The 26,032-nt window shown below is 37.3% G+C and carries 29 protein-coding genes; 24 read left to right on the forward strand and 5 right to left on the reverse strand.

Annotated features, from left to right (window positions below; all coding sequences use genetic code 11):
- Positions 1 to 21: 21 nt before the first annotated feature.
- Positions 22 to 252: a hypothetical protein gene (locus tag JFT89_RS26470; RefSeq protein ID WP_002138398.1), complete on the reverse strand. Its 231-nt coding sequence runs from the start codon at positions 250 to 252 to the stop codon at positions 22 to 24.
- Positions 253 to 510: 258 nt separating this feature from the next.
- Here JFT89_RS26470 and sigK point away from each other — a divergent pair, with 258 nt between their 5' ends.
- A complete protein-coding gene (gene sigK / locus JFT89_RS26475; protein ID WP_000051382.1) occupies positions 511 to 1,224 on the forward strand; it encodes an RNA polymerase sporulation sigma factor SigK in 714 nt (237 codons plus the stop codon).
- A gap of 291 nt (positions 1,225 to 1,515) precedes the next feature.
- Entirely contained in the window at positions 1,516 to 2,304 is a 789-nt protein-coding gene (locus tag JFT89_RS26480; protein ID WP_016096096.1) for a phosphatidylserine decarboxylase, read from the forward strand.
- A 152-nt stretch (positions 2,305 to 2,456) separates the two neighbouring features.
- On the opposite strand, the gene sda is transcribed toward JFT89_RS26480, so the two are convergent.
- Positions 2,457 to 2,612: a sporulation histidine kinase inhibitor Sda gene (sda, locus tag JFT89_RS26485; protein ID WP_002015226.1), complete on the reverse strand. Its 156-nt coding sequence runs from the start codon at positions 2,610 to 2,612 to the stop codon at positions 2,457 to 2,459.
- A 246-nt stretch (positions 2,613 to 2,858) separates the two neighbouring features.
- On the opposite strand from sda, the gene JFT89_RS26490 reads away from it, so the two are divergent.
- The 8 genes from JFT89_RS26490 to JFT89_RS26525 all read left to right on the forward strand — a co-directional run bounded on the left by JFT89_RS26490 (position 2,859) and on the right by JFT89_RS26525 (position 7,991).
- Complete coding sequence (locus JFT89_RS26490) at positions 2,859 to 3,371, forward strand: YqeG family HAD IIIA-type phosphatase (RefSeq protein WP_002015225.1); 513 nt, start codon at positions 2,859 to 2,861, stop codon at positions 3,369 to 3,371.
- A gap of 3 nt (positions 3,372 to 3,374) precedes the next feature.
- The gene (gene yqeH, locus JFT89_RS26495) at positions 3,375 to 4,481 is read left to right on the forward strand and encodes a ribosome biogenesis GTPase YqeH (RefSeq protein WP_002015224.1); all 1,107 of its coding nucleotides are present in this window, start codon (positions 3,375 to 3,377) and stop codon (positions 4,479 to 4,481) included.
- A 15-nt stretch (positions 4,482 to 4,496) separates the two neighbouring features.
- Positions 4,497 to 5,330: a shikimate dehydrogenase gene (gene aroE / locus JFT89_RS26500; protein ID WP_002015222.1), complete on the forward strand. Its 834-nt coding sequence runs from the start codon at positions 4,497 to 4,499 to the stop codon at positions 5,328 to 5,330.
- A gap of 4 nt (positions 5,331 to 5,334) precedes the next feature.
- Positions 5,335 to 5,628, forward strand: a complete 294-nt coding sequence (gene yhbY / locus JFT89_RS26505; protein WP_002015220.1) for a ribosome assembly RNA-binding protein YhbY — start codon at positions 5,335 to 5,337, stop codon at positions 5,626 to 5,628.
- Positions 5,629 to 5,763: 135 nt separating this feature from the next.
- Positions 5,764 to 6,333 (forward strand): nicotinate-nucleotide adenylyltransferase, encoded by a 570-nt coding sequence (locus JFT89_RS26510; RefSeq protein ID WP_016096097.1) that lies wholly within the window; start codon positions 5,764 to 5,766, stop codon positions 6,331 to 6,333.
- A complete protein-coding gene (gene yqeK, locus JFT89_RS26515; RefSeq protein WP_016096098.1) occupies positions 6,323 to 6,892 on the forward strand; it encodes a bis(5'-nucleosyl)-tetraphosphatase (symmetrical) YqeK in 570 nt (189 codons plus the stop codon). The genes JFT89_RS26510 and yqeK overlap by 11 nt, the downstream gene beginning before the upstream one ends.
- Complete coding sequence (gene rsfS / locus JFT89_RS26520) at positions 6,889 to 7,245, forward strand: ribosome silencing factor (protein ID WP_000653209.1); 357 nt, start codon at positions 6,889 to 6,891, stop codon at positions 7,243 to 7,245. Before yqeK ends, rsfS begins: the two co-directional genes overlap by 4 nt.
- On the forward strand, positions 7,242 to 7,991 hold the full coding sequence (locus JFT89_RS26525) for a class I SAM-dependent DNA methyltransferase (RefSeq protein WP_002088700.1): 750 nt from the start codon (positions 7,242 to 7,244) through the stop codon (positions 7,989 to 7,991). Before rsfS ends, JFT89_RS26525 begins: the two co-directional genes overlap by 4 nt.
- 172 nt (positions 7,992 to 8,163) lie before the next feature.
- On the opposite strand, the gene comER is transcribed toward JFT89_RS26525, so the two are convergent.
- Positions 8,164 to 8,991, reverse strand: coding sequence for a late competence protein ComER (gene comER, locus JFT89_RS26530; protein WP_002015213.1), 828 nt, complete (start codon positions 8,989 to 8,991; stop codon positions 8,164 to 8,166).
- 77 nt (positions 8,992 to 9,068) lie between these two features.
- Between comER and JFT89_RS26535 the strand changes: the two genes are divergently transcribed.
- From JFT89_RS26535 to JFT89_RS26545, 3 genes are all read left to right on the forward strand, one after another.
- Positions 9,069 to 9,668 carry a helix-hairpin-helix domain-containing protein gene (locus JFT89_RS26535; RefSeq protein WP_002067328.1) on the forward strand — a complete coding sequence of 200 codons (600 nt, stop codon included), beginning with the start codon at positions 9,069 to 9,071 and terminating at the stop codon, positions 9,666 to 9,668.
- Positions 9,669 to 9,731: 63 nt separating this feature from the next.
- Positions 9,732 to 10,289 carry a ComE operon protein 2 gene (locus tag JFT89_RS26540; protein WP_016096099.1) on the forward strand — a complete coding sequence of 186 codons (558 nt, stop codon included), beginning with the start codon at positions 9,732 to 9,734 and terminating at the stop codon, positions 10,287 to 10,289.
- Positions 10,290 to 10,303: 14 nt separating this feature from the next.
- Positions 10,304 to 12,625, forward strand: coding sequence for a DNA internalization-related competence protein ComEC/Rec2 (locus JFT89_RS26545; protein ID WP_016092335.1), 2,322 nt, complete (start codon positions 10,304 to 10,306; stop codon positions 12,623 to 12,625).
- Between the two features lie 31 nt (positions 12,626 to 12,656).
- Here JFT89_RS26545 and JFT89_RS26550 read toward each other — a convergent pair whose 3' ends face one another.
- On the reverse strand, positions 12,657 to 12,791 hold the full coding sequence (locus tag JFT89_RS26550) for a YqzM family protein (protein ID WP_000997609.1): 135 nt from the start codon (positions 12,789 to 12,791) through the stop codon (positions 12,657 to 12,659).
- Between the two features lie 348 nt (positions 12,792 to 13,139).
- On the opposite strand from JFT89_RS26550, the gene holA reads away from it, so the two are divergent.
- Positions 13,140 to 14,150 carry a DNA polymerase III subunit delta gene (gene holA / locus JFT89_RS26555; protein ID WP_016096101.1) on the forward strand — a complete coding sequence of 337 codons (1,011 nt, stop codon included), beginning with the start codon at positions 13,140 to 13,142 and terminating at the stop codon, positions 14,148 to 14,150.
- Positions 14,151 to 14,234: 84 nt separating this feature from the next.
- Here holA and rpsT read toward each other — a convergent pair whose 3' ends face one another.
- Positions 14,235 to 14,492, reverse strand: coding sequence for a 30S ribosomal protein S20 (rpsT, locus tag JFT89_RS26560; RefSeq protein WP_002088694.1), 258 nt, complete (start codon positions 14,490 to 14,492; stop codon positions 14,235 to 14,237).
- Between the two features lie 180 nt (positions 14,493 to 14,672).
- Here rpsT and gpr point away from each other — a divergent pair, with 180 nt between their 5' ends.
- From gpr to prmA, 10 genes are all read left to right on the forward strand, one after another.
- A complete protein-coding gene (gpr, locus tag JFT89_RS26565; protein ID WP_002088693.1) occupies positions 14,673 to 15,776 on the forward strand; it encodes a GPR endopeptidase in 1,104 nt (367 codons plus the stop codon).
- Positions 15,776 to 16,138, forward strand: coding sequence for a DUF3679 domain-containing protein (locus JFT89_RS26570; protein ID WP_033707185.1), 363 nt, complete (start codon positions 15,776 to 15,778; stop codon positions 16,136 to 16,138). The genes gpr and JFT89_RS26570 overlap by 1 nt, the downstream gene beginning before the upstream one ends.
- 208 nt (positions 16,139 to 16,346) lie before the next feature.
- Positions 16,347 to 18,170, forward strand: coding sequence for an elongation factor 4 (gene lepA, locus JFT89_RS26575; RefSeq protein ID WP_002067153.1), 1,824 nt, complete (start codon positions 16,347 to 16,349; stop codon positions 18,168 to 18,170).
- Between the two features lie 189 nt (positions 18,171 to 18,359).
- Positions 18,360 to 18,734 (forward strand): winged helix-turn-helix transcriptional regulator, encoded by a 375-nt coding sequence (locus JFT89_RS26580; protein WP_002015203.1) that lies wholly within the window; start codon positions 18,360 to 18,362, stop codon positions 18,732 to 18,734.
- Positions 18,735 to 18,785: 51 nt separating this feature from the next.
- Entirely contained in the window at positions 18,786 to 19,925 is a 1,140-nt protein-coding gene (gene hemW / locus JFT89_RS26585) for a radical SAM family heme chaperone HemW (RefSeq protein ID WP_002088689.1), read from the forward strand.
- Between the two features lie 133 nt (positions 19,926 to 20,058).
- The gene (hrcA, locus tag JFT89_RS26590; protein WP_002067157.1) at positions 20,059 to 21,075 is read left to right on the forward strand and encodes a heat-inducible transcriptional repressor HrcA; all 1,017 of its coding nucleotides are present in this window, start codon (positions 20,059 to 20,061) and stop codon (positions 21,073 to 21,075) included.
- A 114-nt stretch (positions 21,076 to 21,189) separates the two neighbouring features.
- Positions 21,190 to 21,756 carry a nucleotide exchange factor GrpE gene (gene grpE, locus JFT89_RS26595; RefSeq protein WP_002138384.1) on the forward strand — a complete coding sequence of 189 codons (567 nt, stop codon included), beginning with the start codon at positions 21,190 to 21,192 and terminating at the stop codon, positions 21,754 to 21,756.
- Positions 21,757 to 21,782: 26 nt separating this feature from the next.
- Entirely contained in the window at positions 21,783 to 23,618 is a 1,836-nt protein-coding gene (dnaK, locus tag JFT89_RS26600) for a chaperone protein DnaK (RefSeq protein ID WP_002015198.1), read from the forward strand.
- Positions 23,619 to 23,820: 202 nt separating this feature from the next.
- A complete protein-coding gene (gene dnaJ / locus JFT89_RS26605; RefSeq protein WP_002015197.1) occupies positions 23,821 to 24,927 on the forward strand; it encodes a chaperone protein DnaJ in 1,107 nt (368 codons plus the stop codon).
- A 28-nt stretch (positions 24,928 to 24,955) separates the two neighbouring features.
- A complete protein-coding gene (gene prmA / locus JFT89_RS26610) occupies positions 24,956 to 25,894 on the forward strand; it encodes a 50S ribosomal protein L11 methyltransferase (protein ID WP_002067162.1) in 939 nt (312 codons plus the stop codon).
- Positions 25,895 to 26,032: the final 138 nt, after the last annotated feature.

Below are 26,032 nucleotides of genomic sequence, written 5' to 3' on the forward strand. Positions count from 1 at the left end.
GACCTTTTTTAGAAAGAACGATTATTCTTCGCATGTATCAATTTTGTATAACCACTTCTGTACACTGGCAGGTGGTCCTTCTGTTCTCCACTTTGTTGTACACATTCCGCAAGAACAGTGAACTTTTCCTTTTGCAAAAATACCGACAATTTCAGGAGTATATCCCCATGCGTGTTTTGCAATATTCATCTTTCGGTGCATTGTACGCTGACGTTGGTGTCTTGTATAAGCGCGTGTTCTTTCAAATTTCATATTTGTAATCCCTCCTTGTAGTACAAGCAGCTTGCAAGAGCGTACAAGGAGTTCATCTCTTACAAGCTACTCTGGTACAAGAAGGTAATAAAATGTTTCACATTTTACCCTCCTATCTTTTGTTTAAGTATACGTAACGAAGCTTTGTGCGACAAATATCATGCTTAAAAACATGTTGGAATGATATCGTACAGACACAAACAACCTCATGCCCACATACACATAGTAAAGACCACTATTTTGGCGGAGGTGAAAGGTTTGAGTCTATTCGCCGCAATTGGATATATGGTTCGAGAAGTGTTTGTATTTGTTTCTTATGTGAAGAACAATGCGTTCCCGCAGCCGTTATCATCAGATGATGAGAGAAAGTACTTAGAGTTAATGGAGCAAGGTGATGCTCAAGCGAGAAATCTTTTAATTGAACATAATTTACGGCTTGTAGCTCATATTGTTAAGAAATTCGAAAACACTGGTGAAGATGCAGAAGATTTAATTTCAATTGGTACCATTGGGCTTATTAAAGCGATTGAAAGCTATTCAGCAGGGAAAGGAACTAAGCTTGCAACATATGCAGCACGCTGTATCGAAAATGAAATTTTGATGCATTTACGTGTGCTGAAGAAAACGAAAAAAGACGTTTCACTTCATGATCCGATTGGGCAAGATAAAGAGGGTAATGAAATATCGCTTATTGATATATTAAAATCAGAATCTGAAGATGTAATTGATATGATTCAGCTTAGTATGGAGTTAGAAAAAATTAAAGAGTATATCGATATTTTGGACGAACGAGAGAAAGAGGTAATTGTGAAGCGTTTTGGACTGGGGCTTGATAAAGAGAAAACACAGAGGGAGATTGCGAAGGCACTCGGTATTTCAAGAAGCTACGTATCGCGAATTGAAAAGCGTGCTTTAATGAAAATGTTCCATGAATTTGTGCGGGCTGAGAAAGAGAAAAAAGCAAAAGAATAATGTGTATTGTAAGCAGCTACACTTTAAAAGTGGCTGCTTTTCTTTCGGGAAAACGGAAAGAAAACGAGCTGTTCTAAGAAGAAATACATGTTCACTGTTGAAAATGGCGGGTTCTATCTGTAATATTAGAAGGTGCTAAACAATTTAAGAATAAAAATTATACTTAGTTTTTCTTCGTGTATAACGAGACGGCTCCATTCTATATGTGGGAATAAGAACCAATTTTACATATGATATAGAGAGAAAAGAAGGGGAAACTAAAGTTATAGGCTGATTAGGAGGTTTCGTAATTTGCGACGGACATTATATCGACTTATGATCGAACTTACAAATGGTCGTTTTACTTCTTATATATTACGTAAATTTGCACAATCTCGTTTGAGCTCTATCATTATTCCATCGTATGTGAAAGTTTTTCAAATTAATCAAGATGAGATGGAAAAGGGTTTGAAGGAATATCGAACATTGCATGATTTATTTACACGTAGGCTAAAAGAAGGAAAGCGTAGTATTGATACTGATGCATCGAGTATCGTTAGTCCTGTTGATGGTGTTTTTGCTGATCAAGGTCCTATTGAGGATACAAAAACATTCGATATAAAAGGAAAGCGTTATTCAATTGTGGATATGCTAGGTAATGAAGAGCGTGCAAAGCGATATGCAGGCGGTACATATATGGTAATTTATTTGAGCCCAAGTCATTATCATCGTATTCATAGCCCGCTTTCTGGCTCTGTGACTGAAAGATTTGTACTCGGTAGAAAATCATATCCGGTAAATGCAGCGGGTATGGAGTATGGGAAAGAACCATTGTCAAAAAATTATCGCTCTGTTACAGAAGTAAATAGTGACGGCGAACATATGGCACTTGTAAAAGTAGGTGCTATGTTTGTTAATAGTATCGAGCTCCTTCATGAAAGAAGTACTGTTCAAAAAGGTGAAGAGATGGCATACTTTACATTTGGCTCAACAGTTGTTTTATTATTTGAAAAAGATATGATTGAAGCAGTGCAGGAATTGACAAGTGGGCAAGAGTTGCGTCTTGGTGAAAAAATTGCAACCCGAGTATCTCATAAGTAAAGAAAAGGTTTTATAATATACTTATGAAGCTTTAATTAAGAAATGTGGACAAAGATGCTTAATGGAGAAATCCCCTAGATGGGAGTACTTGTTTATTCGAGAGCCATCGCAGGATGGCTCTTTTTACAGGTCAATCAGCAATCTATATGTACTCAAGAAGATTTGACAAGCTTGTCCTCTAACGAGCGTCTAATAATTTCTTGTTTTATAAGTAAAATGAAGTCGGGATTTAATTTTAGTTCTTTTGCTTTATAATAAGACTCAGTGAGTAAATCAGTAGATAACTGTTCCATATGTTTTGTTTTCAAGGTGAGTCACCTCCTAATAATATAAGGATTGATTCGTTGTTGCATTTAATGTACCAAAAAAATATGACAGTCACAAACAAGAGGTTATCCACATAACTCAGTGGATAAAATGTGAATAGATTGTTAGTAAATTCCAAATTGACTGAAAAACTAACGTGGAAAGTGTGTACAAGTTTATCCACAGGTTATCTATCGAAAAATGTTGTCGAAAAATTTTATGGAAAATCCTCAAAGAGGTGAAAGAAATTGAAGTTATTTTTACCAAATGAATATGTGAAAAATATATATCATATTCAACCAGAAGATTTGAAAAAACGTGGAATTAAAGGAGTTATTACTGATTTAGATAACACTTTAATTGAATGGGATCGTCCAAACGCAACGCCACAGCTTGAAGAGTGGTTTTTGAAAATGAAAGAAAATGATATTCAAGTAACGGTCGTTTCAAATAACAACGAGCAACGGGTTAAAGACTTCGCTGACCCATTAGGTATTCCGTTTATTCATAGTGCACGCAAACCGTTTGTTCGCGCATTTAAGCGTGCGATACATGAGATGCACCTGCAGCCAGATGAAGTTGTAGTAATTGGAGATCAGTTACTAACGGATGTGCTCGGCGGGAATCGTGTGGGACTTCATACAATTTTAGTTGTACCGGTAGCGCAAACGGACGGATTGGTGACACGATTTAATCGGAAAATTGAACGAAGAATTATGAGAAACATGAAGAAAAAAGGCTTAATTAACTGGGAGGAATAAAGTTTGACTGAAACAATTAAATGTATTGGTTGCGGTGTAGAAATTCAAACAGAAAATAAAAATGAAGTAGGATACGCTCCTGTATCATCTTTAGAAAAAGAACAAGTAATTTGCCAACGTTGTTTTCGTTTGAAACATTATAACGAAATTCAAGATGTATCTTTAACAGATGATGATTTCCTTCGTATTTTGAACGGAATTGGACAATCAGACGCACTAGTGGTTAAAATCGTAGATATTTTCGATTTCAATGGTAGCTGGTTACCGGGCTTACATCGTTTTGTAGGGAACAATAAAGTATTACTTGTAGGGAATAAGGCTGACTTAATTCCAAAGTCAGTTAAGCATGATAAAGTAAAACATTGGATGCGCTATAGTGCAAAGCAACTTGGTTTAAAACCAGAAGATGTCTTTTTAATTAGTGCAGCTAAAGGACAAGGAATCGCTGAACTTGCTGATGCAATTGAGCATTACCGCGAAGGTAAAGATGTTTATGTTGTTGGATGTACGAATGTTGGTAAATCAACATTTATTAATCGTATGATTAAAGAGTTTAGTGATGAGACTGAGAATGTAATTACAACATCACATTTCCCAGGAACAACGCTTGATTTAATTGATATCCCATTAGACGAAACGTCATCTTTATACGATACACCAGGTATTATTAATCATCATCAAATGGCGCATTATGTTGGGAAACAAAGCTTAAAGCTTATTACACCGACTACAGAAGTTAAGCCAATGGTATTCCAATTAAATGAAGAACAAACATTATTCTTTGGTGGATTAGCACGATTTGATTATGTAAGTGGGGGCCGTCGTGCATTCACTTGTCATTTCTCAAACCGTTTAACAATCCATCGTACAAAGCTTGAAAAGGCTGATGAATTGTACGAAAAACACGCTGGAGAATTATTGAATCCACCGACACCAGAAGAATTAGAAAATATGCCTAAGTTTGTGAAATATGAATTTAATATTCGTGAGCCGAAAACGGATGTTGTATTCTCTGGATTGGGCTGGGTTACTGTAAATGAATCAGGAGCGAAAATTGTTGCTCATGTACCAAAAGGAGTAAGTGTTTCATTACGTAAATCTTTAATTTAATATGGAGAGGGATTTATGAAACAATTATATGGTGTAATCGGAAATCCAATTGGACATTCATTATCACCCGTTATGCATAACGATGCATTTGAACACTTGAATATGGATGCCCATTACCATGCGTTTCTTGTAGAAGAAGAAGCGCTAGGGGAAGCAGTAAAAGGTTTGAAAGCATTAGGTATTTCAGGATTTAATGTAACGACTCCGCACAAAGTTGCAATTATGGAGTACTTGGATGAGATTGCCCCGTTAGCAAGGCAAATCGGTGCGGTAAATACAGTAGTTCATCGAGATGGAAAATTGATTGGGTATAATACAGATGGAATTGGTTTTGTTCGTGCCCTGCAGTCAATTAGTGAAGATCCACTTCAAGAGAAACGTATTTTATTAATCGGTGCAGGTGGTGCTAGCCGAGCTATTTACTTCTCGCTTGCCGATGTAGGTGTGAAAGAAATTGATATTGCTAATCGTACGAGAGATAAGGCGAAAAACCTTATCTCTGGGTGCATGGCAAATGTGAATTCGCATGCTCTATCGTTAGAATGTGCAGCAGAAAATCAAGGGGAATATGATATTATCATCCAAACAACAACGATAGGTATGCATCCACATGTTGAGTATACGCCGCTGGAAATTCGTTCATTGAAACAAGGAACGATTGTTTCTGATATTATTTATAATCCATTTGAGACGAAAATTTTAGGCGATGCGAAAGAACAAGGTGCAATAATTCAAAATGGAATCGATATGTTCGTTTATCAAGGTGCACTTGCATTTGAAATGTGGACAGGGTGTGTGCCGAATATTGATAGAATGAAACAATTAGTAATGAGAGAGCTTGGAGGCTAATTATATGTTAACAGGAAAACAAAAAAGATTTTTACGTGCAAAGGCACATCATTTAACACCGATTTTTCAAGTTGGAAAAGGTGGCGTGAATGAAAATATGGTGAAACAAATTGGAGAAGCATTAGAAGTTCGTGAACTATTTAAAGTGAGCGTATTACAAAACTGTGAATTTGATCGTAGTGAAGTTGCAGAAGAGCTTGCACAAGGTGCACGAGCTGAAATCGTTCAAGTAATCGGAAGCACAATTGTTTTATACAAAGAATCAAGAGAAAATAAGCAGATTAAGCTTCCTCGATAAAAGATATACGTGAGTTATTTCGTAATGGACGCTTGATATGTAGAAAGCGAAACCAATTGAACTTTTATTAACAGTAGGCTCTCTTCGAATATGTATGGGGAGAGTTGCTGTATGTAAAAGGAAGGGGCGTTTCTTTTGAGAAAAATTGGCATTATTGGTGGCACGTTTGATCCACCTCATAATGGGCATTTGTTAATTGCAAATGAAGTGTATCATGCTTTAGGGTTGGAAGAGGTATGGTTTTTGCCGAATCAAATTCCACCGCACAAGCAAGGACGTAACATTACGAGTGTGAAAAGTCGATTCAACATGCTGCAAATAGCGATTGAGGAAGAAGCATACTTTTCAATTTGTTTAGAAGAGCTAGACAGAGAAGGCCCATCTTATACGTACGATACTATGGTACAATTAACGGAGAAGTATCCGGATGTGCAGTTTCACTTTATTATTGGCGGAGACATGGTTGAGTATTTGCCGAAGTGGTATAACATTGAAAAGTTACTTAAGCTTGTGACTTTCGTTGGAGTTGCAAGACCAGGTTATACATTACATACGCCTTATGATATCGTAAAAGTGGAAATTCCGGAGTTTGCAGTTTCTTCTTCTCTGTTACGTGAGAGATATATGACGAAGAAAACGTGCAAATATTTACTCCCCGAAAAAGTACAGGTATATATCGAGAGGAATGGGTTGTATGAATCGTGAGGAAGCACTTAGTATTGTCAAACAACAAATGCATGAAAAACGTTATATACACACGGTTGGTGTAATGGAAACAGCGATTGAACTTGCTGGGTTATATGGTGTAGATGAGAAAAAGGCAGAGACGGCTGCTATATTTCACGATTATGCAAAATGTAGAGCGATTCCAGAAATGGAAGAGATTATTAAGAGAGAAGCTTTGCCAAAGGATCTACTGCACTATAACAAAGAGTTATGGCATGCACCTGTTGGGGCATACTTAGTAGAAAAAGAAGTAGGCATTACTGATCCTGAAATTCTACAAGCTATTACATATCATACAAGTGGTCATGAAAAAATGACAATGTTAGATAAAGTTATTTATGTAGCAGATTACATTGAACCAGGACGTAAGTTTCCTGGTGTGGAAGAAGCGAGGAAACTCGCATATAAAGATATAAATCAAGCTTTACTGTTTGCTTTAAAGCGAACAATTCAATTTTTAATGGAAAAAGATCAAACGATTTATCCATTAACATTCCAAACATACAATGAAGTTATCAAGGAGGAAATTAATAAATGAAAGATAAAGAGTTATTAGTATTAGCGGCAAAAGCAGCTGATGATAAGAGAGCAGAAGATATGGTTGTACTAAATATGCAAGGTATTTCACCGATTGCAGACTATTTTATTATTTGTCACGGAAATTCAGACAAGCAAGTACAAGCAATTGCACGTGAAATTAAAGCGAAGGCACATGAGTTCGAAATTAACGTACAACGTATGGAAGGCTTTGATGAAGCACGTTGGGTTTTAGTAGACCTTGGTGATGTGGTTGCTCATGTATTCCATAAAGATGAGCGTAATCACTATAATTTAGAGCGTCTATGGGGCGATGTGCCGCGTGAAGATATTGCAGATGAGCTAGATCAATGAAATACGAACAATTTGCTTTGCTGTATGACGAACTGATGAATGATGTCCCTTATGATAAATGGGTGGAATTCACAGAGGAAAGTTTACAACAGGCATCTATGAAAGAGGCAAGAATCCTTGACGTAGCATGTGGAACTGGTAACGTAACACTTCCGCTTGTGCGAAAAGGTTATGACTTAATTGGTGTAGATCTTTCGGAAGAAATGTTAACTGTCGCGCAGCAAAAATTGGGGGGAGAAGGCTATTTTATTCCTTTTTACCAACAAGACATGAGAGAGCTCGATGTTCCTGGTGAATTTGATTGTGTGACAATCTTTTGTGACTCATTAAATTATGTATTGCAAGAAGATGGAGTGCAAGAAACATTTAGAAGAGTTTTCCACCATTTACGTCAGGATGGCTTGTTTTTATTCGATGTACACTCTTTATATAAAATACATCACGTATTTCAAAATGAAACATATACAGTGAACGGCGAAGAAATATCACTTATTTGGAACTGCTTCCCTGGAGAAGAATCAGATAGTGTGGAACATGATTTGACATTCTTTGTACAAGATTCAGAAGAAGATGTGTATCATCGTTTTGACGAATGTCACGTGCAACGTGCGTATTCGGTTGAAGTGTTAACAAAATGGCTTGAAGAAGCTGGGTTTACAGTGCTTCGCGTCACAGGTGACTTTGAACGAATTGAAGTGACAGAACAAACAGAGCGCATCTTTTTTATGGCGAAGAAGAATGGATAAAAGAAAAGCAACCGATAAGGTTGCTTTTGTTTTATAGAAAAGATGTAGTTTTAGTTCTAGAAAAATAAAAAGATGATATGTGCAAAGTGTAAAAATGCTAGTTTTAGTGAAAATGTAGCATGAAAAAGATAAGTATTAATAAAAAGGGTTTGGGATTACGATGGCGTATTTATTATGTGTGTTTATTGAATTGCTGCTCAACGCATTTTAAGTCTTCATCAAATTTCTCATGTGTCCGTTCGATTAATTTATGAAACATATCCCCAACGTGCTCTTCTAAAATACGAATACCTTCTCCTGTAACACCGCCTTTAACGCATACCTTTTCTTGTAAAGTAGGTAATGTGAAAATTTCTTTTTCAAGTAATTTCCCCATTCCAATGACCATTTCACTTACTAAAGTAGTGGCTTCTTCATGTGTAATATTTGTTTTATCTACAGCAGCGTTAATGAAGCATTGTAATAAATAACTAAAAAAAGCAGGGCCGCAGCTTGCTATATCAGATGAAACGCGCGTTATATCTTCTTCTATAACAAGGGGAGTAGAAATGTTTTTGAATAGACGAAGTAGTTTTTGTTGCCATTCTAGAGAGCAGTTATTTCCAAATGTAAATAGTGATGCGCCGGATAAGGCGCGGTTTGTGATGCTTGGAATGATACGAGCGACGTGGCAAGGTATAAGTGTTTCTAATTGTGATGGAGATATGGGGCTTGTGATAGAAACTAAGCAATCTTCGTCTGAAAAATGGTCAGCGTATTTTTGTAGAATAGGGTATATGTCTATCGGTTTTACGCAAATGAAAATAAGCTGGGATTGTTCGATTACCTCTTGGATTGTTTTGGCTATATGAACAGAAGGGTATTTTTCTTTTATATGATATGCTTTGGCAGGCGTCCGATTAATAATAGTAAGGCACGAAGGTTTGACAGCACGGGTTTCTAAAAATGCATCGATTAGTATATTCCCCATGTTCCCTGTCCCTATAATTCCTATGTTCAATGTTTCATCCCTCCTTCGTAACAGCTTTCTCCTAAACAATATGAATGATGTTATAAATTTATGATTAGAGGTGTAAAATGATGTGGGATTTTCCGAAAAAATGGTTGGGATTAGTGGTTATTATTGGCACTTTGATTTTTCTTTTTTTCTGGAAAACGAATCAGCAAACAGAGCGATCGCTCGTTACAACGGAAGTTCAAGTGAAAGATGTGGAGAAAAAAAGTAAACCGAAAGTATTGGATACAAAGGAGCAGAAAAAAATAATTATAATTGATGTGAAAGGGGCGGTTTTTAAAGAGGGTGTGTATGAAATGAAGGAAGGGGACCGGGTGAAGGAGGCGGTTGAAAAAGCTGGTGGTTTGTTGCCGGATGCAGATGTGAAGAAAGTGAATTTGGCGCAAATGGTCCAAGACCAAATGCTTCTTTATGTTCCTAACAAGAATGAGCCAGTGCAAGAAGGGGCTACTTTTTCAAAAAGCGAGGGTAAAGTGCAAATAAATACAGCTTCTAAAGAGCAACTTGAAAAAATAACAGGCATTGGTTCTCGGAAAGCGGAAAGTATTTTGAAATACCGAGAAGAACATGGTCCGTTTCAGAAAATAGAAGATTTATTAGAAATTGATGGGATTGGTGCGAAGTCTTTAGAGAAAATAAAAGATCAAATTATTATTCCATAAAAGATTGACGAAGTTTTTCTTTTTTCGCTACACTACAAGTAGACAAAAAAGAAGGTGAAAAATATGGAACGAATTTCATGGGATCAATATTTTATGACGCAAAGCCATCTACTATCTTTACGTAGTACATGTACAAGGCTTGCGGTAGGAGCGACAATCGTTCGTGATAAACGAATTATTGCTGGTGGATATAACGGTTCAATTAAAGGTGGTGTGCATTGTATAGACGATGGTTGCTATGTCATTGATAATCATTGCGTTCGTACAATTCATGCTGAAATGAATGCTTTATTGCAATGTGCGAAATTTGGTGCAAAAACAGAGGAAGCGGAAATTTATGTCACACATTTTCCTTGTTTGCAGTGCTGTAAGGCGATTATTCAAAGTGGTGTTACAGCGGTTTATTATGCACAGGACTATAAAAATCATCCGTATGCCGTAGAGTTATTTGAACAAGCGAGTGTAACAGTAAAGCACGTTCCGCTAGAATACGATATTACATCGCTAGAGGAACAAGAGCGTCATTTACAGTTAAAGGAATTATTCGCAGCTTTAGAAAAAGATAATTTATCAATGGGAGAATTACAGCGTGTATTCACTAAAGCGAAAATGATGCTATAAGGAGTGAGTATGAGTTGAATGGGCAATGGGGCTATGTTGCAATCTCGTTTATAATTGGGATTGCAATTACCTTTTCCGCATCGCATTTGTTGGCTGCTTGTTGTTTCGTTTGTTATGTTTTATTTTGTTTATATCGTACTTCGCGTAAAACCTTCATATTTTGTATAATAGCGTGTTTTAGTGGCGTTATGTACACCACGTATGTTCAGAGTCTAAATAAGCCGCTAGGGGAGTCCTATGAAGTTACACGAGGGGTCGTGCAAAATACACCTCTAATTAATGGGGATCGTCTCTCTTTTCAAATTGAAGATCAGAATAAAAACTTAGTGCAGTTAAATTATAAAATACAATCTGCTTCGGAAAAGAAGCAGTTGCAACAATTACATGCAGGTATATCGTGTACATTTAAAGGGGAGGTGAAAGAACCACAAACTGCCCGGAATTTTCATGTTTTTGATTATCGTAATTATTTATATCAGCAAAAAATACATTTTATATTTGATGTGACATACATTTCTGAATGTCAAAAAACATCGTTGTCACTCGTGCAATGGATTTTCCTTCTCAGGCAACAAACAATCTCGAAAGTTACAGAAATGTTCCCGGAACAATCAGGTGCATTTATGAACGCATTATTATTTGGAGATCGACAACAAATGACGTTTGAAGTAGAAGAGCAATATCAACAATTTGGTCTTATACATTTGTTAGCAATTTCAGGATCGCATATCGTATTATTAATGGTTATAATGTATTTTGTTTTGCTAAGAAGTGGTGTGACGAAAGAGATAGCAACAGTATGCCTTATAGTTTGCATTCCTCTGTATATGATCATAGCTGGGGCGTCGCCATCTGTTGTGAGGGCTTCTATAACAGGAGTTTTATTATTGGTAGCTTTCATGTGCTCTGTTCGCTTATCTAGTCTAGACGCCTTAAGTATAACGGCTATATGTATGCTTATATACGATCCGTATCTTATTTTCAACATTGGATTTCAATTCTCATTTGTAGGTAGTTTTTCTTTACTACTATCTGCGCCGATATTATTAGGGCGTAGTAATGGGATAGTTCGAAATTCTATTTACATTTCTATAATTTCACAGCTCGCTAGTACCCCCATCTTGTTATATCATTTTGGTTATTTTTCTCCTTATAGCATTTTCCTCAATCTTATATATGTTCCTTTTCTATCCATTATTGTATTGCCGTGTAGCATCATCATTCTTATATGTATGCCGGTTATTCCATTTTTCGCAAAAGGAATTGCATATGTACTTTCACTATGTTTAACCATTTCTAATGATTTTCTAAGTTACTGTGAAAGTTTCCCTTTCATCCGACTTACTTTTGGTCAAACTCCTTTATTTCTTGTGGCTATATATTGTTTTAGTATCGTTAGTATATTTGTGTTTTGGGAAAGGGTAATAACGAAAAAAATTTTGTGCATAGTTGTGGGTGTGTTTCTTTTTATTAGTACTTGTCATTATGTATATCCATATTTTCGCGAAAGTGGGAGTGTTACATTTCTTGATGTTGGACAGGGAGATGCGATATTAATTCGTCTTCCGTACGATAAAGAGGTTTATCTTATTGATACAGGAGGAGCCCTTCCTGTCAAGAAGGAAGCGTGGCAACAGAAAAAGCATGAATTTTCTGTTGGGCATGATATTCTTGTTCCTTTTTTACAAAAAGAAGGTATAAAAACGATTGATAAATTAATTGTAACGCACGGAGATGCGGATCATATAGGTGCTGCGCTGGATTTGCTGTCATCTATTATTGTAAAAGAAGTTGTATTTGGGAGAAAGGAACAAGATGCTGTATTGGAAAAAGTGGTGAAGAAAAAGGCGTTAGAAAAGAGCATGAAGATAAGTGTGGTAGGAGAAGGGGAAGGTTGGAGGGTAAATGAAGCGGAATTTTTCGTATTAGCTCCAAAGGGGAAAGAAAAGGGAGAAAATGACTCTTCGATTGTACTATGGGCCAGACTAGGGGGACTAACATGGCTATTTACGGGTGATCTAGAAGAAGAAGGAGAAAAGTTTATAGTATCAACATATCCTGATTTGCGGGCTAATATTTTAAAAGTTGCCCACCATGGGAGTAAAACATCGTCTACAGATCCATTTTTAAGCCTTGTACAGCCTGCTGTAGCGATTATTTCTGTGGGGGAGCGTAATAGGTATGGGCACCCACATAAGGAAGTTATAGAGCGTTTTAAGAAGATGGGTATTGATATATGGCGTACGGATAAGCAAGGTGCTATTTCCTATGTTTTTAATGGAGAAAAAGGAACCTTTCAAAGTAAAATCACATATGATGAAACACATAGAAGATGAAAAAAAGAAGACTGCCGTTAAGCAGCAGCCTTTAAGAACCGATGAATTTAATAACAGTTGCAATAATGAAAAGTGTTGCGAAAAAACCAAATGAGACGATAAATCCTACCCCTGAATCAATAGCGTCATTGCGTTTACTTTGAACGTTTTGTTCAAAATCATTCATTTAGAATCCCTCCCCAACATTCCATTTTAGTATAAAATATTGTCAGAAAAAAATCTACAATTTCCATATGAAGTGAAATAGAGTATTTATATACTTTTTCTAGTTAGTTAAGTAGCGTGAATTTTTCATTTCCAATCATGTTAACAGTTGGCACTTATACTAAGATTATTATTGTAAATAATAAAGGGAAGGTGATTACCGCACACCAATAAGAAATCCGGGGCTTATTGCGTGGCGTTTTATATAAATAAAGGGGCGGGTTATAAAGACCGTCCCTTTGTACTTGTAAAACAAAAGCTAGGGCATTAGTATAAATATATATTGCCAAGTTAGGGAGTAGGAAAAAATATGAGTGATATACATAAGAAGATTAAAAAGAAACAGTTCGCTCCGTTGTATGTACTGTATGGAACGGAAGCCTATTTTATAAATGAAACGATAAAGCTTATTACAACGTACGCGCTTGAAGAGGAAGATCGAGAGTTTAATGTTGTGACATACGATTTGGAAGAAGCGTATTTAGAAGATGTAGTTGAGGATGCGCATACGCTTCCTTTTTTTGGAGAGCGTAAAGTTATATTAATAAAATCACCACTATTTTTAACGGCACAAAAAGAAAAATTAGAACAAAATATAAAAATTTTAGAAGAATATATTGGGGAGCCATCTCCTTTTTCTATTCTTGTTTTTGTTGCGCCTTATGAAAAATTAGACGAACGAAAAAAAATTACAAAACTATTAAAGAAAACAGCGGATGTAATAGAAGCAAATGCGATGCAAGTGCAGGATGTTCAGAAGTGGATTGTTTCTCGTGCGGATGAGGTGCATGTGCATATTGATAATGCAGCTGTTAGTTTATTGTTAGAGCTTGTGGGAAGTAATGTAACAATGTTGGCGAAGGAAATGGACAAGTTAACGTTATACGTCGGTATGGGCGGAGAAATTACGCCAAAACTTGTCACGGAACTTGTGCCGAAATCTGTTGAGCAAAACGTGTTTGCTTTAACAGAAAAAGTGGTGAAAAAAGATATCGCTGGTGCGATGCAAATTTTAGACGGATTATTTACACAGCAGGAAGAACCGATTAAACTGCTCGCTTTATTAGTAAGTCAGTTCCGCTTGCTACATCAAGTGAAAGAGTTGCAACAGCGTGGTTACGGACAAAATCAAATCGCGTCCCATATTGGTGTACATCCGTACCGGGTAAAGTTGGCGATGAATCAAACGAAGTTTTTCTCTTTTGAAGAATTAAAAAAAATTATTATAGAATTGGCGGAAGCTGATTATAGTATGAAGACTGGAAAGATGGATAAGAAACTTGTGCTTGAGTTTTTCTTAATGCGGTTAAATCATATGTAGTGACACAAAAAAGTTCACGTACTTAGTACGTGAACTTTTTTGTGTATATAAAAAACGATCCGAATGGATCGTTTTTTAAACGCCTTACGCGTTTACTTGTTTCGCTAAGCGAGATTTTTGACGAGCTGCAGCGTTTTGGTGGATAAGACCTTTACGAGCTGCTTTGTCAAGTTTTTTAGAAGCAGTTTTGAAAGCTTCTTTAGCATTTTCAAGATCGTTATTAGTAACTAAAGTTTCTACAGTTTTAACAGCAGTACGCATGTCAGACTTGATAGAAGCGTTATGTGAACGACGCTCTTCGCTAAGTTTAGCGCGTTTGATAGCAGATTTGATGTTTGCCATACTTTTCACCTCCCTGGTGCAATCGAATGACTCGATTCTTACATAGAACAAGTGATATTTTATCAAACGGTGAAGAGAATTGCAATAGTATATCAATGAAATTTCACGTAAAGGAAAGAATGACCTAATATAACTTGGGGAAATCTAACGATATTTACTATGAATTACGGAGGAGATACGATGAAAGAACCATTAGATTTAAGTAAATATAGTGTTAGAACTGACCTTGCTGTAGAGGCGCACCAAATGCTACAAGAGCGCCAAGAAGAACAAAAAGGGATACAGGGAGTTATTGTAAAAGAGAGGGAAGAAGAGGGAGTTACAATTACAAAAGTAACTATTGATGAAATTGCATCTGAGTCGATGGGGAAAAAACCTGGAAGTTATTTAACTCTTGAGGTGCAAGGTATACGACAACAAGATACGGAACTTCAGCAAAAGGTAGAGCGTATTTTTGCAAAAGAATTTTCTTATTTCTTAGAAGAGGTTGGAGTTTCAAAAGAAGCGAGTTGTTTAATCGTAGGTCTTGGGAATTGGAATGTAACGCCGGATGCACTCGGACCGATAGTTGTAGAGAACGTATTGGTGACGAGACATTTGTTTAAATTGCAGCCTGAAAGTGTGGAAGAAGGGTTTAGACCTGTTAGTGCCATTCGTCCAGGGGTAATGGGAATTACAGGGATTGAAACGAGCGATGTCATTTACGGAATTATTGAGAAAACAAAACCAGACTTTGTCATCGCAATTGATGCATTAGCTGCGCGTTCTATTGAACGAGTAAATAGTACGATACAAATTTCTGATACAGGAATTCATCCAGGATCTGGTGTTGGGAATAAGCGTAAGGAACTAAGTAAAGAAACATTAGGTATTCCTGTTATCGCAATTGGTGTGCCAACTGTGGTAGATGCTGTTTCGATTACGAGTGATACAATTGATTTTATTTTGAAACATTTTGGCCGAGAACTGAAAGAAGGAAACAAACCGTCACGCTCTTTATTGCCAGCAGGTTTTACATTTGGAGAAAAGAAAAAATTAACAGAAGAAGATATGCCAGATGAAAAGAGTCGAAATATGTTTTTAGGAGCTATTGGTACGTTAGAAGAAGAGGAAAAGAGAAAGTTAATTTATGAAGTGTTATCTCCTCTTGGTCATAATTTAATGGTAACTCCAAAAGAAGTAGATGCGTTTATTGAGGATATGGCAAATGTAATAGCCAGCGGTTTAAATGCAGCGCTGCATCATCAGATTGATCAGGATAATACAGGGGCATATACACATTGATGGAAAGAGGCAGAAATAGCTTGAGTCAATTTACGCTGTTATGTATATGCGGTACAGTCTTATGTTTGCTTATGATGATAGCTGGAGTGGGACTCGCTAATCATGGTCTAAAAAGTATGAAGGGATATCGTCAGCTGTCATATGAACAAATTGCTCATATGACAGGAACAGAAGGCGCTGGGGCTGAACCCGGAATTTCGGGAGAGACGTTTTCGGCTATTGAAAAACAAAAACAGTTAGAAAGCTTAAGAAGTTTTAATGTTGTAGAAGGTATCGGTATGGCGATAGCAAGTGTTGCTCGTAATATGACAAAGTTTGGAACGGATATAGTTGTTGGGGCAATAAAAGGAATTTTTAGTTAAGGGTAGCGGGAAGGATGGTTGTCTTATGTTTGTAAGAGAGCTGTCTTTTAATTTGAAAAAGGTTTGTCTCTTATGGTTTGTTCGCATAAGATATAGATAGAGTGATTTGTATTGTAAGCAGCACGAGTTTTCATTGAATCTTTGCTGCTCTATTGATATAATCAGTGCTAGTGTATATTGGCGAGACTATTAGGAGTTGAGAACATAGATGAATAAAGAAGAAAGAGCAAAAAGACAGTCCAAAATTCGTAACTTCTCCATCATTGCTCACATTGACCACGGGAAATCAACGTTGGCAGACCGTATTTTGGAGAAAACAAACGCGTTGGCACAGCGCGAAATGAAGGCGCAATTGCTTGACTCTATGGAGTTGGAGCGTGAGCGTGGTATTACAATTAAATTAAATGCAGTACAACTAACGTATAAAGCGAAAGACGGTGAAGAGTATATTCTTCACTTAATCGATACTCCAGGACACGTCGACTTTACGTACGAAGTATCTCGTAGTTTAGCGGCTTGTGAAGGTGCAATTCTTGTTGTGGATGCAGCGCAAGGAATTGAGGCGCAAACATTAGCGAACGTATATTTAGCGCTTGATAATAATTTAGAAATCTTACCAGTTATTAATAAAATCGACTTACCAAGTGCAGACCCAGAACGCGTACGTCAAGAGGTAGAAGATGTAATTGGTTTAGATGCATCGGAAGCTGTACTTGCTTCAGCGAAAGCTGGCATTGGTATTGAAGATATTTTAGAACAAATCGTTGAAAAGGTACCAGCTCCAACAGGTGATTCAGAAGAGCCGTTACAATGTATGATTTTCGATTCTTTATATGATCCGTACCGTGGTGTAATTGCATATATCCGTGTTGTAAATGGAACGGTAAAAGTTGGCGATAAAGTACGTATGATGGCAACTGGAAAAGAATTTGAAGTAACAGAAGTAGGTGTGTTTACACCAAAAACAACGCAACGTGACGAGTTAACAGTAGGTGATGTAGGTTTCTTAGCAGCATCTATTAAAAACGTAGGCGATACACGTGTTGGTGATACGATTACACATGCGAAACGTCAGGCTGTAGAGCCGTTAAAAGGGTATCGTAAATTAAATCCAATGGTATTCTGTGGTTTATATCCAATCGATTCTGCACGTTATAACGACTTACGTGATGCGTTAGAAAAACTAGAATTGAATGATTCTGCTCTTGAATTTGAGCCTGAAACATCTCAAGCTTTAGGTTTTGGCTTCCGTTGTGGTTTCTTAGGGCTGCTTCACATGGAGATTATTCAAGAACGTATTGAACGTGAATTCAAGATTGACTTAATTACAACAGCGCCAAGCGTTATTTATAAAGTGTATTTAACAAACGGTGAAGATTTTATTGTTGATAATCCATCTAATATGCCAGATCCACAGACTATCGATCGTGTAGAAGAGCCGTTTGTGAAGGCTGCAATTATGGTTCCGAATGACTATGTTGGAGCTGTAATGGAAATTTGCCAAGGGAAACGTGGAACGTTTATTGATATGCAATATTTAGATGAAACACGTGTTACATTGACATATGAAATCCCGTTATCAGAAATCGTATATGATTTCTTCGATCAATTGAAATCAAATACGAAAGGATATGCATCATTTGACTACGAGTTAATTGGTTATAAACCATCTAAACTTGTGAAAATGGATATTCTTTTAAATAATGAACAAGTGGATGCTTTATCATTTATTGTACATCGTGATTCAGCGTATGACCGTGGTAAAGTAATTGTAGAGAAATTAAAGAAATTAATTCCAAGACAACAGTTTGAAGTGCCAATTCAGGCGACTATCGGAAATAAAGTTGTATCTCGTTCTACAATTAAGGCGATGCGTAAAAACGTACTTGCAAAATGTTACGGTGGTGACATTTCTCGTAAGCGTAAACTTCTTGATAAGCAAAAAGAAGGTAAAAAACGTATGAAGTCTGTTGGTTCTGTAGAAGTGCCGCAAGAAGCATTCATGGCTGTACTGAAAATGGATGATAACTAATGGAGTGAACTATAATTAGTGGAGATTTTTCTATTCTTCGCTAATTATTAGCCCGCACCAATCGTGATAAAAGTAGAAGCCGTTCGTTCGGCTTCTTTTTTATATGCTACTTTTTAGACATCTTAGCATCTCTCATTTACAATAGTGAGAGAGCTTTTTAGTGATTGATATAGAGTTAGGAGACTATTAATGTCCGAAAATATTCGAAAAGATATTCGAGAGAAAATACAAAAAGGTAATTTTAATTGCGAAAAGGAACTGACGCTTTCTATAATTAGTGGGAAGTGGAAAGTTGTGATATTGTGGCACTTAGGTGTGGAAGGTCCGCATCGTTTTAGTGAATTGCAACGTCTGTTCCCGAGCATTTCTCATAAAGTGTTGTCAAATCAATTGAAAGAGTTAATGGAGGACGGGATTGTTGATCGAACGGTATACCCGGAAATTCCTCCGCGTGTTGAGTACTATATGACGGAATTAGGTATGTCGCTTTTACCGATCGTTGAAATGATGTATGATTGGGGAAAAATGCGAATGGAACAAATCCGTAATACAGTAGAGAAGTAAAGAATCCTCCGGAGTGCGGAGGTTTTCTTTTTAGAAAGGTAGGAGTTATATTTGGTACAAGCTGCATATATTCATATTCCATTTTGTCAGCATATTTGTCACTATTGTGATTTTAATAAAGTATTTATTGAACGCCAACCGGTTGATCAATACTTACAATATTTAGAGAAAGAAATAATAAATACGGTTCAAAAAGTACCGTTTGAAAGTATGAAAACGATTTTTGTTGGCGGAGGAACTCCGACGGCATTAAATATGGAACAGACAAAAAAACTACTCGACATCATTAACCGTCGTTTGCGTCCATTTGCGCCGAATTGTGAATTAACATTTGAAGCGAATCCAGGTGATTTACCGAAAGAGAAATTGAACGTATTGCTAGAAGGTGGAGTAAACCGAATTAGTTTTGGCGTGCAAACGTTTCGTGATGAGCTACTTGAGAAGATTGGACGCAGGCATACGAGAGAAGATGCATTCCTAGCAATTCGAGAAGCGCAGGAAGTCGGTTTTACAAATATTAATGTAGATTTAATTTATGCTCTGCCAGGACAGACGATAGAAGATGTAAAGGAAACATTAGACGTTGCCTTTACGCTTGGTGTACAACATTTCTCGGCATATTCCTTAATTGTGGAACCGAAAACCGTATTTTATAACTTAATGAATAAAGGGAAATTAAGACTTCCAGGTGAAGACCATGAAGCGAAAATGTACGAAATGGTAATGGATGAAATGGAGAAACATGGTTATAACCAGTATGAGATTAGTAACTTCTCAAAAGGTAATAATGAAAGTAGACACAATCTCACATACTGGAATAATGAAGAGTATTATGGATTTGGAGCTGGAGCGCATAGCTATGTGAACGGGGAACGAATTCAAAATGTAGGTCCGCTCAAGCAATATTTCACTAAAATTGATGAGACAGGATTTCCATATTTAGATGTTCACCCAGTGACAGAGAAAGAAAAAATGGAAGAAGAGTTGTTCTTAGGACTTCGAAAAACAAAAGGTGTTTCTAAGTTAGAATTCCAAAAGAAATTTAATGTGGAGATGGATCATGTTTTTGCAAAGCAGTTACAAAGTAATCAAGAACAAGGATTACTTGAAAACAGAGATGGACATGTTTGTTTAACGAGGAAAGGGAAACTATTAGGGAATGAAGTATTCCAGTCATTTTTGATTGATTAATTAAATGTGCCATAAGCGTGAAAAAGTTTCGTTATTTCGTGACGTTTCCGTTGACAATTGAATGTCAATTTTGGTAAGTTATTAATAGATTTAGCACTCGAAGACAAAGAGTGCTAACAGAGGTGATGATGAGATGCTTACGGAACGTCAGCTCTTAATTTTACAAACAATTGTTGATGACTTTATTGGATCAGCGCAACCAGTTGGTTCGAGGACGTTGGCTAAGAAAGATGAAATTACGTTTAGTTCAGCTACTATTCGAAATGAAATGGCTGATTTAGAAGAACTAGGATTTATTGAAAAAACGCATAGTTCTTCTGGGCGTGTTCCTTCTGAAAAAGGGTATCGTTTTTATGTAGACCATCTTTTAGCGCCGCAAAACTTACCGACCGATGAAATTGTACAAATTAAAGATTTATTTGCTGAAAGAATTTTTGAAGCAGAAAAAATTGCACAACAATCAGCTCAAATTTTATCAGAGCTTACGAATTATACGGCCATTGTTCTTGGTCCGAAATTGAGCACAAATAAACTTAAAAATGTACAAATTGTACCGCTTGATCGTCAAACAGCAGTCGCTATTATTGTAACAGATACAGGGCATGTGCAAAGTAAAACGATTACCGTTCCGGAATCTGTTGATTTATCAGATTTAGAAAAAATGGTTAATATTTTAAATGAAAAGCTATCTGGTATACCTATGGCAGAACTTCATAATAAAATCTTTAAAGAGATTGTTACAGTCTTGCGTGGGTATGTTCATAATTACGATAGTGCAATAAAAATGTTAGATGGTACATTTCAAGTTCCTTTATCGGAAAAGATATACTTTGGAGGGAAAGCAAATATGCTTTCGCAACCAGAGTTCCATGACATTCAAAAAGTAAGATCCTTGCTGACGATGATTGATAACGAAGCTGAGTTTTATGATATTTTGCGTCATAAACAAGTTGGTATTCAAGTGAAAATTGGTAGGGAAAATTCTTCAATAGCTATGGAAGATTGTAGTTTAATTTCTGCAACATATTCGATTGGAGAAGAGCAACTAGGAACAATTGCGATTTTAGGTCCGACGAGAATGCAATACTCTCGTGTAATTAGTTTGTTGCAGTTATTTACAAGACAATTTACAGACGGACTTAAAAAGTAAATGAGAGTAATACATTCGCTCAAGTGATGGAAATTTCATTGCTGTGTGTAATATATAATGCTTAGGTAATCGTGCAAAGCGTGATACCTAATACCTTTTAAGGAGGTGAAAATTGTGGAAGAGCGTAACGAACAAGTGGTAGAAGAAGTGAAAGAAGCGCAAGTTGAAGAAGCTGTCACGCCAGAAAACAGTGAAGAAGCTGTAGAAGAAAAAAGTGAGGCTGCTCTTTTACAAGAAAAAGTAGATGAGTTACAAGCGAAACTAACGGAAACGGAAGGTCGCACATTACGTCTACAAGCTGATTTTGAAAATCATAAGCGCCGTGTCCAAATGGATAAACAGGCTGCTGAAAAATATAGAGCACAAAGTTTAGTTTCAGATATTTTGCCAGCTCTTGATAATTTTGAAAGAGCGATGCAAGTGGAAACAACTGATGAGCAAACGAAATCCTTGTTACAAGGTATGGAAATGGTGCATCGTCAATTGCTAGAAGCGCTGACTAAAGAAGGTGTTGAAGCGATTGAATCTGTTGGTAAACAGTTTGATCCTAATGAGCACCAAGCTATTATGCAAGTCGAAGACAGTGAATTTGAATCAAACGCGGTTGTGGAGGAATTCCAAAAAGGTTATAAACTAAAAGACCGTGTGATTCGCCCATCAATGGTAAAAGTAAATCAATAATTTACATAAAAGTAGGAGGAATCGCCATGAGTAAAATTATCGGTATTGACTTAGGTACAACAAACTCTTGTGTAGCTGTTATGGAAGGTGGAGAACCAAAGGTTATCCCAAATCCAGAAGGAAACCGTACAACACCTTCTGTTGTAGCTTTCAAAAATGAAGAGCGTCAAGTTGGGGAAGTTGCGAAGCGTCAAGCAATTACAAACCCAAATACAATCATGTCTGTTAAACGTCACATGGGTACAGACTACAAAGTAGAAGTTGAAGGTAAAGATTTTACACCTCAAGAAATTTCTGCAATCATTTTACAAAACTTAAAAGCTTCTGCTGAAGCATACTTAGGTGAAACAGTAACGAAAGCTGTTATTACAGTACCTGCATACTTCAACGATGCAGAGCGTCAAGCAACGAAAGATGCTGGTCGTATCGCTGGTTTAGAAGTTGAGCGTATCATTAACGAACCAACAGCCGCAGCACTTGCTTACGGTTTAGAAAAACAAGATGAAGAGCAAAAAATCTTAGTATATGACTTAGGTGGCGGTACATTTGATGTATCTATCCTTGAGTTAGCAGACGGCACATTCGAAGTTATTTCAACTGCTGGTGACAACCGTCTTGGTGGAGATGACTTTGACCAAGTTATCATCGATCATTTAGTAGCTGAATTCAAAAAAGAAAATAGCATTGATTTAAGCCAAGATAAAATGGCACTTCAACGTCTGAAAGATGCAGCTGAAAAAGCGAAGAAAGATCTTTCTGGTGTAACACAAACACAAATTTCATTACCATTCATTAGTGCTGGAGCTGCTGGCCCATTACACTTAGAATTAACGTTAACAAGAGCTAAATTCGAAGAAATTTCAGCTGGTCTTGTTGAAAGAACATTAGAGCCAACTCGTCGTGCATTAAAAGACGCTGGTTTTGCTCCAAGCGAATTAGATAAAGTTATCCTTGTTGGTGGATCTACTCGTATCCCAGCTGTACAAGAAGCAATTAAACGTGAAACTGGTAAAGAGCCATACAAAGGTGTAAACCCAGATGAAGTTGTAGCATTAGGTGCTGCAGTTCAAGGTGGCGTACTTACTGGTGATGTAGAGGGCGTTCTATTATTAGACGTAACTCCACTTTCTTTAGGTATTGAAACTATGGGCGGTGTGTTCACGAAACTAATCGAGCGTAACACTACAATTCCGACAAGTAAGTCACAAGTATTCTCAACAGCTGCTGATAACCAACCAGCGGTAGACATTCACGTACTACAAGGTGAGCGTCCAATGTCAGCTGACAACAAAACGTTAGGTCGTTTCCAATTAACAGACCTTCCGCCAGCACCACGTGGAATTCCACAAATCGAAGTAACATTCGATATTGATGCGAACGGTATCGTTAACGTACGTGCAAAAGACTTAGGAACAAGCAAAGAGCAAACTATTACAATCCAATCTTCTTCAGGTCTTTCTGATGAAGAAGTAGATCGTATGGTACAAGAAGCTGAATCAAATGCTGATGCTGACCAAAAACGTAAGGAAGAAGTTGAACTTCGTAACGAAGCTGACCAACTTGTATTCCAAACAGACAAAGTTGTAAAAGATTTAGAAGGTAAAGTAGATGCAGCTGAAGTAGCGAAAGCAACGGAAGCGAAAGAAGCATTACAAGCGGCAATCGAGAAAAACGAACTTGAAGAAATCCGTGTGAAAAAAGATGCTCTTCAAGAAATCGTACAACAATTAACTGTTAAATTATACGAGCAAGCTCAAGCGGCTGCAGGGCAAGCAGAAGGTGCACAAGGAGCACAAGACGCTGGCGCGAAAAAAGATAATGTAGTAGACGCTGAGTTTGAAGAAGTAAAAGAAGACAAGTAATACAGTGAAATAAAATAAGTAAGATGACAAAAAGTCAAAGTCAAGCGTGCCTTGGCTTTGGCTTTTTTCACGAATAAGAAGAAATGTGTGAGGATCTTAAGTTTTTTATTTTGCATATTGTAAGTGAGGAAACTTTGTTGCAAAGCACTTTCTTTCGGTGTTAAAATTACGTTTATGTGAAAGATTCGGGGGTTGCAAATTTATGAATAAACGAGACTATTATGAGGTCCTTGGACTTAGCCAGGGCGCTTCAAAAGATGAAATTAAAAAAGCGTATCGTCGTTTGGCTAAAAAGTACCATCCAGACGTAAGTAAAGAAGAAAATGCAATTGAAAAGTTTAAAGAAGTACAAGAAGCATACGAAGTATTAAGTGACGATCAAAAACGCGCGCAGTATGATCAATTTGGTCACGCGGGTCCGAATCAAGGTTTCGGTGGCGGAGGAGACTTCGGCGGTGGCTTCGGTTTCGAAGATATCTTTAGTTCATTCTTTGGCGGTGGCGGCGGAAGACGTCGTGATCCAAATGCTCCACGTCAAGGTGCTGATTTACAATATCAAGTTACTTTAGAGTTTGAAGAAGCTATTTTTGGTAAAGAATTAAACGTTGAGATTCCAGTGGAGGATCCATGTGATACTTGTAAGGGTAGTGGAGCAAAACCAGGGACTTCAAAAGAAACATGTAAACATTGTTCAGGATCAGGGCAAGTAAGTGTAGAACAAAATACACCATTTGGGCGTATTGTAAACCGTCAAGCTTGTGGACATTGTTCAGGAACAGGTCAAATGATTAAAGAGAAATGTACGACATGCCATGGTTCTGGTAAAGTTCGTAAACGTAAAAAAATCAATGTTAAAATTCCAGCGGGTATCGATAATGGTCAACAAATTCGTGTATCTGGAAAAGGTGAAGCAGGCGTAAATGGCGGACCGGCAGGTGACTTATATGTTGTTGTTCATGTGAGAAATCATGAATTCTTTGAACGCGAAGGGGATCACATTATTTGCGAAATGCCAATAACATTTGCGCAAATGGCACTTGGTGCGGAAGTAGAAGTTCCTACCGTTCATGGCAAAGTGAAGCTGAAAATTCCAGCAGGAACACAAACAGGAACAGAATTCCGCTTAAAAGGAAAAGGTGCTCCGAACGTACGTGGATATGGTCAAGGAGATCAATATGTAGTCGTTCGTGTTGTTGTGCCGACGAAATTAACTTCACATCAAAAAGATTTATTGCGTGAATTTGCAGGGCAAGAAGAGCAGGATGATAGCTTATTCAGAAAGCTTAAACGTGCTTTCAAAGGGGAATAATGGAAATAAAAAATGGAGTTGGTAAATTGTGAAATGGTCAGAAATTAGTATTCATACAACAGAAGAAGCAGTAGAAGCTGTCTCTCATATTTTGCATGAAGCAGGCGCTAGCGGGGTTGCGATTGAGGACCCAGCGGAGTTGACGAAAGAGCGCAAGCAACAATACGGTGAGATTTATGCACTTAACCCAGATGAATATCCAAGTGAGGGTGTTTTGGTAAAAGCATATTTCCCACAAACGGATTCTTTACACGAAACGGTTGCAGGTGTAAAATCATCTATTGATGCACTACCATCTTTCGACATCGAAATTGGTAAAGGAACTATTACAATTAATGAAGTCGATGAGGAAGATTGGGCTACTGCTTGGAAGAAGTATTATCATCCAGTTCAAATTTCTGATACATTCACAATTGTGCCGACGTGGGAAGAGTATACACCGTCTTCTCCAGATGAAAAAATTATTGAATTAGATCCAGGTATGGCGTTTGGTACAGGGACACATCCAACAACGACGATGTGTATTCGTGCGTTAGAAAAAACGGTTCAGCCAGGTGATACTGTGATTGATGTGGGGACAGGTTCGGGGGTACTTAGTATTGCTGCGGCAAAATTAGGTGCGGCTTCTGTTCAAGCGTATGATTTAGACCCAGTTGCAGTTGAAAGTGCAGAAATGAATGTGCGCTTAAATAAAACAGATGACATTGTCAATGTTGGACAGAATAGTCTATTAGAAGGTATTGAAGGTCCAGTTGATTTAATCGTAGCAAATTTACTAGCGGAAATTATTCTACTATTCCCTGAAGATGCAGCGAGAGTTGTGAAGCCAGGTGGATTATTTATTACATCTGGTATTATTGGGGCGAAAGAAAAAGTAATTTCTGAAGCGTTAGAAACAGCTGGATTTTCAATTGAAGAAGTACTTCGAATGGAAGATTGGGTAGCAATTATTGCACGAAATGCGTAATATAGATTTTAGTCTATAAAGAACAGGGGAGTCTCTCACCGTATAAGGTGAGGGACTTGCCGTTTGTTATATGAAAATGATAACGTTTCGTTCTTTTCGTAAGTGTTGACTTACGAAAGGAACGAAACTCTACTAAGG

Source organism: Bacillus sp. TH25 (assembly GCF_016650935.1).
GTDB lineage: Bacteria > Bacillota > Bacilli > Bacillales > Bacillaceae_G > Bacillus_A > Bacillus_A mycoides.

What these genes read in the sequence shown, in the direction of transcription:
- JFT89_RS26470 (WP_002138398.1), bottom strand. Translation starts at nt 252, where the DNA reads ATGAAATTTGAAAGAACACGCGCTTATACAAGACACCAACGTCAGCGT.
- aroE (WP_002015222.1), top strand. Translation starts at nt 4,497, where the DNA reads ATGAAACAATTATATGGTGTAATCGGAAATCCAATTGGACATTCATTA.
- yhbY (WP_002015220.1), top strand. Translation starts at nt 5,335, where the DNA reads ATGTTAACAGGAAAACAAAAAAGATTTTTACGTGCAAAGGCACATCAT.
- yqeK (WP_016096098.1), top strand. Translation starts at nt 6,323, where the DNA reads ATGAATCGTGAGGAAGCACTTAGTATTGTCAAACAACAAATGCATGAA.
- rsfS (WP_000653209.1), top strand. Translation starts at nt 6,889, where the DNA reads ATGAAAGATAAAGAGTTATTAGTATTAGCGGCAAAAGCAGCTGATGAT.
- JFT89_RS26525 (WP_002088700.1), top strand. Translation starts at nt 7,242, where the DNA reads ATGAAATACGAACAATTTGCTTTGCTGTATGACGAACTGATGAATGAT.
- JFT89_RS26535 (WP_002067328.1), top strand. Translation starts at nt 9,069, where the DNA reads ATGATGTGGGATTTTCCGAAAAAATGGTTGGGATTAGTGGTTATTATT.
- JFT89_RS26540 (WP_016096099.1), top strand. Translation starts at nt 9,732, where the DNA reads ATGGAACGAATTTCATGGGATCAATATTTTATGACGCAAAGCCATCTA.
- JFT89_RS26550 (WP_000997609.1), bottom strand. Translation starts at nt 12,791, where the DNA reads ATGAATGATTTTGAACAAAACGTTCAAAGTAAACGCAATGACGCTATT.
- holA (WP_016096101.1), top strand. Translation starts at nt 13,140, where the DNA reads ATGAGTGATATACATAAGAAGATTAAAAAGAAACAGTTCGCTCCGTTG.
- rpsT (WP_002088694.1), bottom strand. Translation starts at nt 14,492, where the DNA reads ATGGCAAACATCAAATCTGCTATCAAACGCGCTAAACTTAGCGAAGAG.
- gpr (WP_002088693.1), top strand. Translation starts at nt 14,673, where the DNA reads ATGAAAGAACCATTAGATTTAAGTAAATATAGTGTTAGAACTGACCTT.
- JFT89_RS26570 (WP_033707185.1), top strand. Translation starts at nt 15,776, where the DNA reads ATGGAAAGAGGCAGAAATAGCTTGAGTCAATTTACGCTGTTATGTATA.
- lepA (WP_002067153.1), top strand. Translation starts at nt 16,347, where the DNA reads ATGAATAAAGAAGAAAGAGCAAAAAGACAGTCCAAAATTCGTAACTTC.
- JFT89_RS26580 (WP_002015203.1), top strand. Translation starts at nt 18,360, where the DNA reads ATGTCCGAAAATATTCGAAAAGATATTCGAGAGAAAATACAAAAAGGT.
- hrcA (WP_002067157.1), top strand. Translation starts at nt 20,059, where the DNA reads ATGCTTACGGAACGTCAGCTCTTAATTTTACAAACAATTGTTGATGAC.
- dnaK (WP_002015198.1), top strand. Translation starts at nt 21,783, where the DNA reads ATGAGTAAAATTATCGGTATTGACTTAGGTACAACAAACTCTTGTGTA.
- dnaJ (WP_002015197.1), top strand. Translation starts at nt 23,821, where the DNA reads ATGAATAAACGAGACTATTATGAGGTCCTTGGACTTAGCCAGGGCGCT.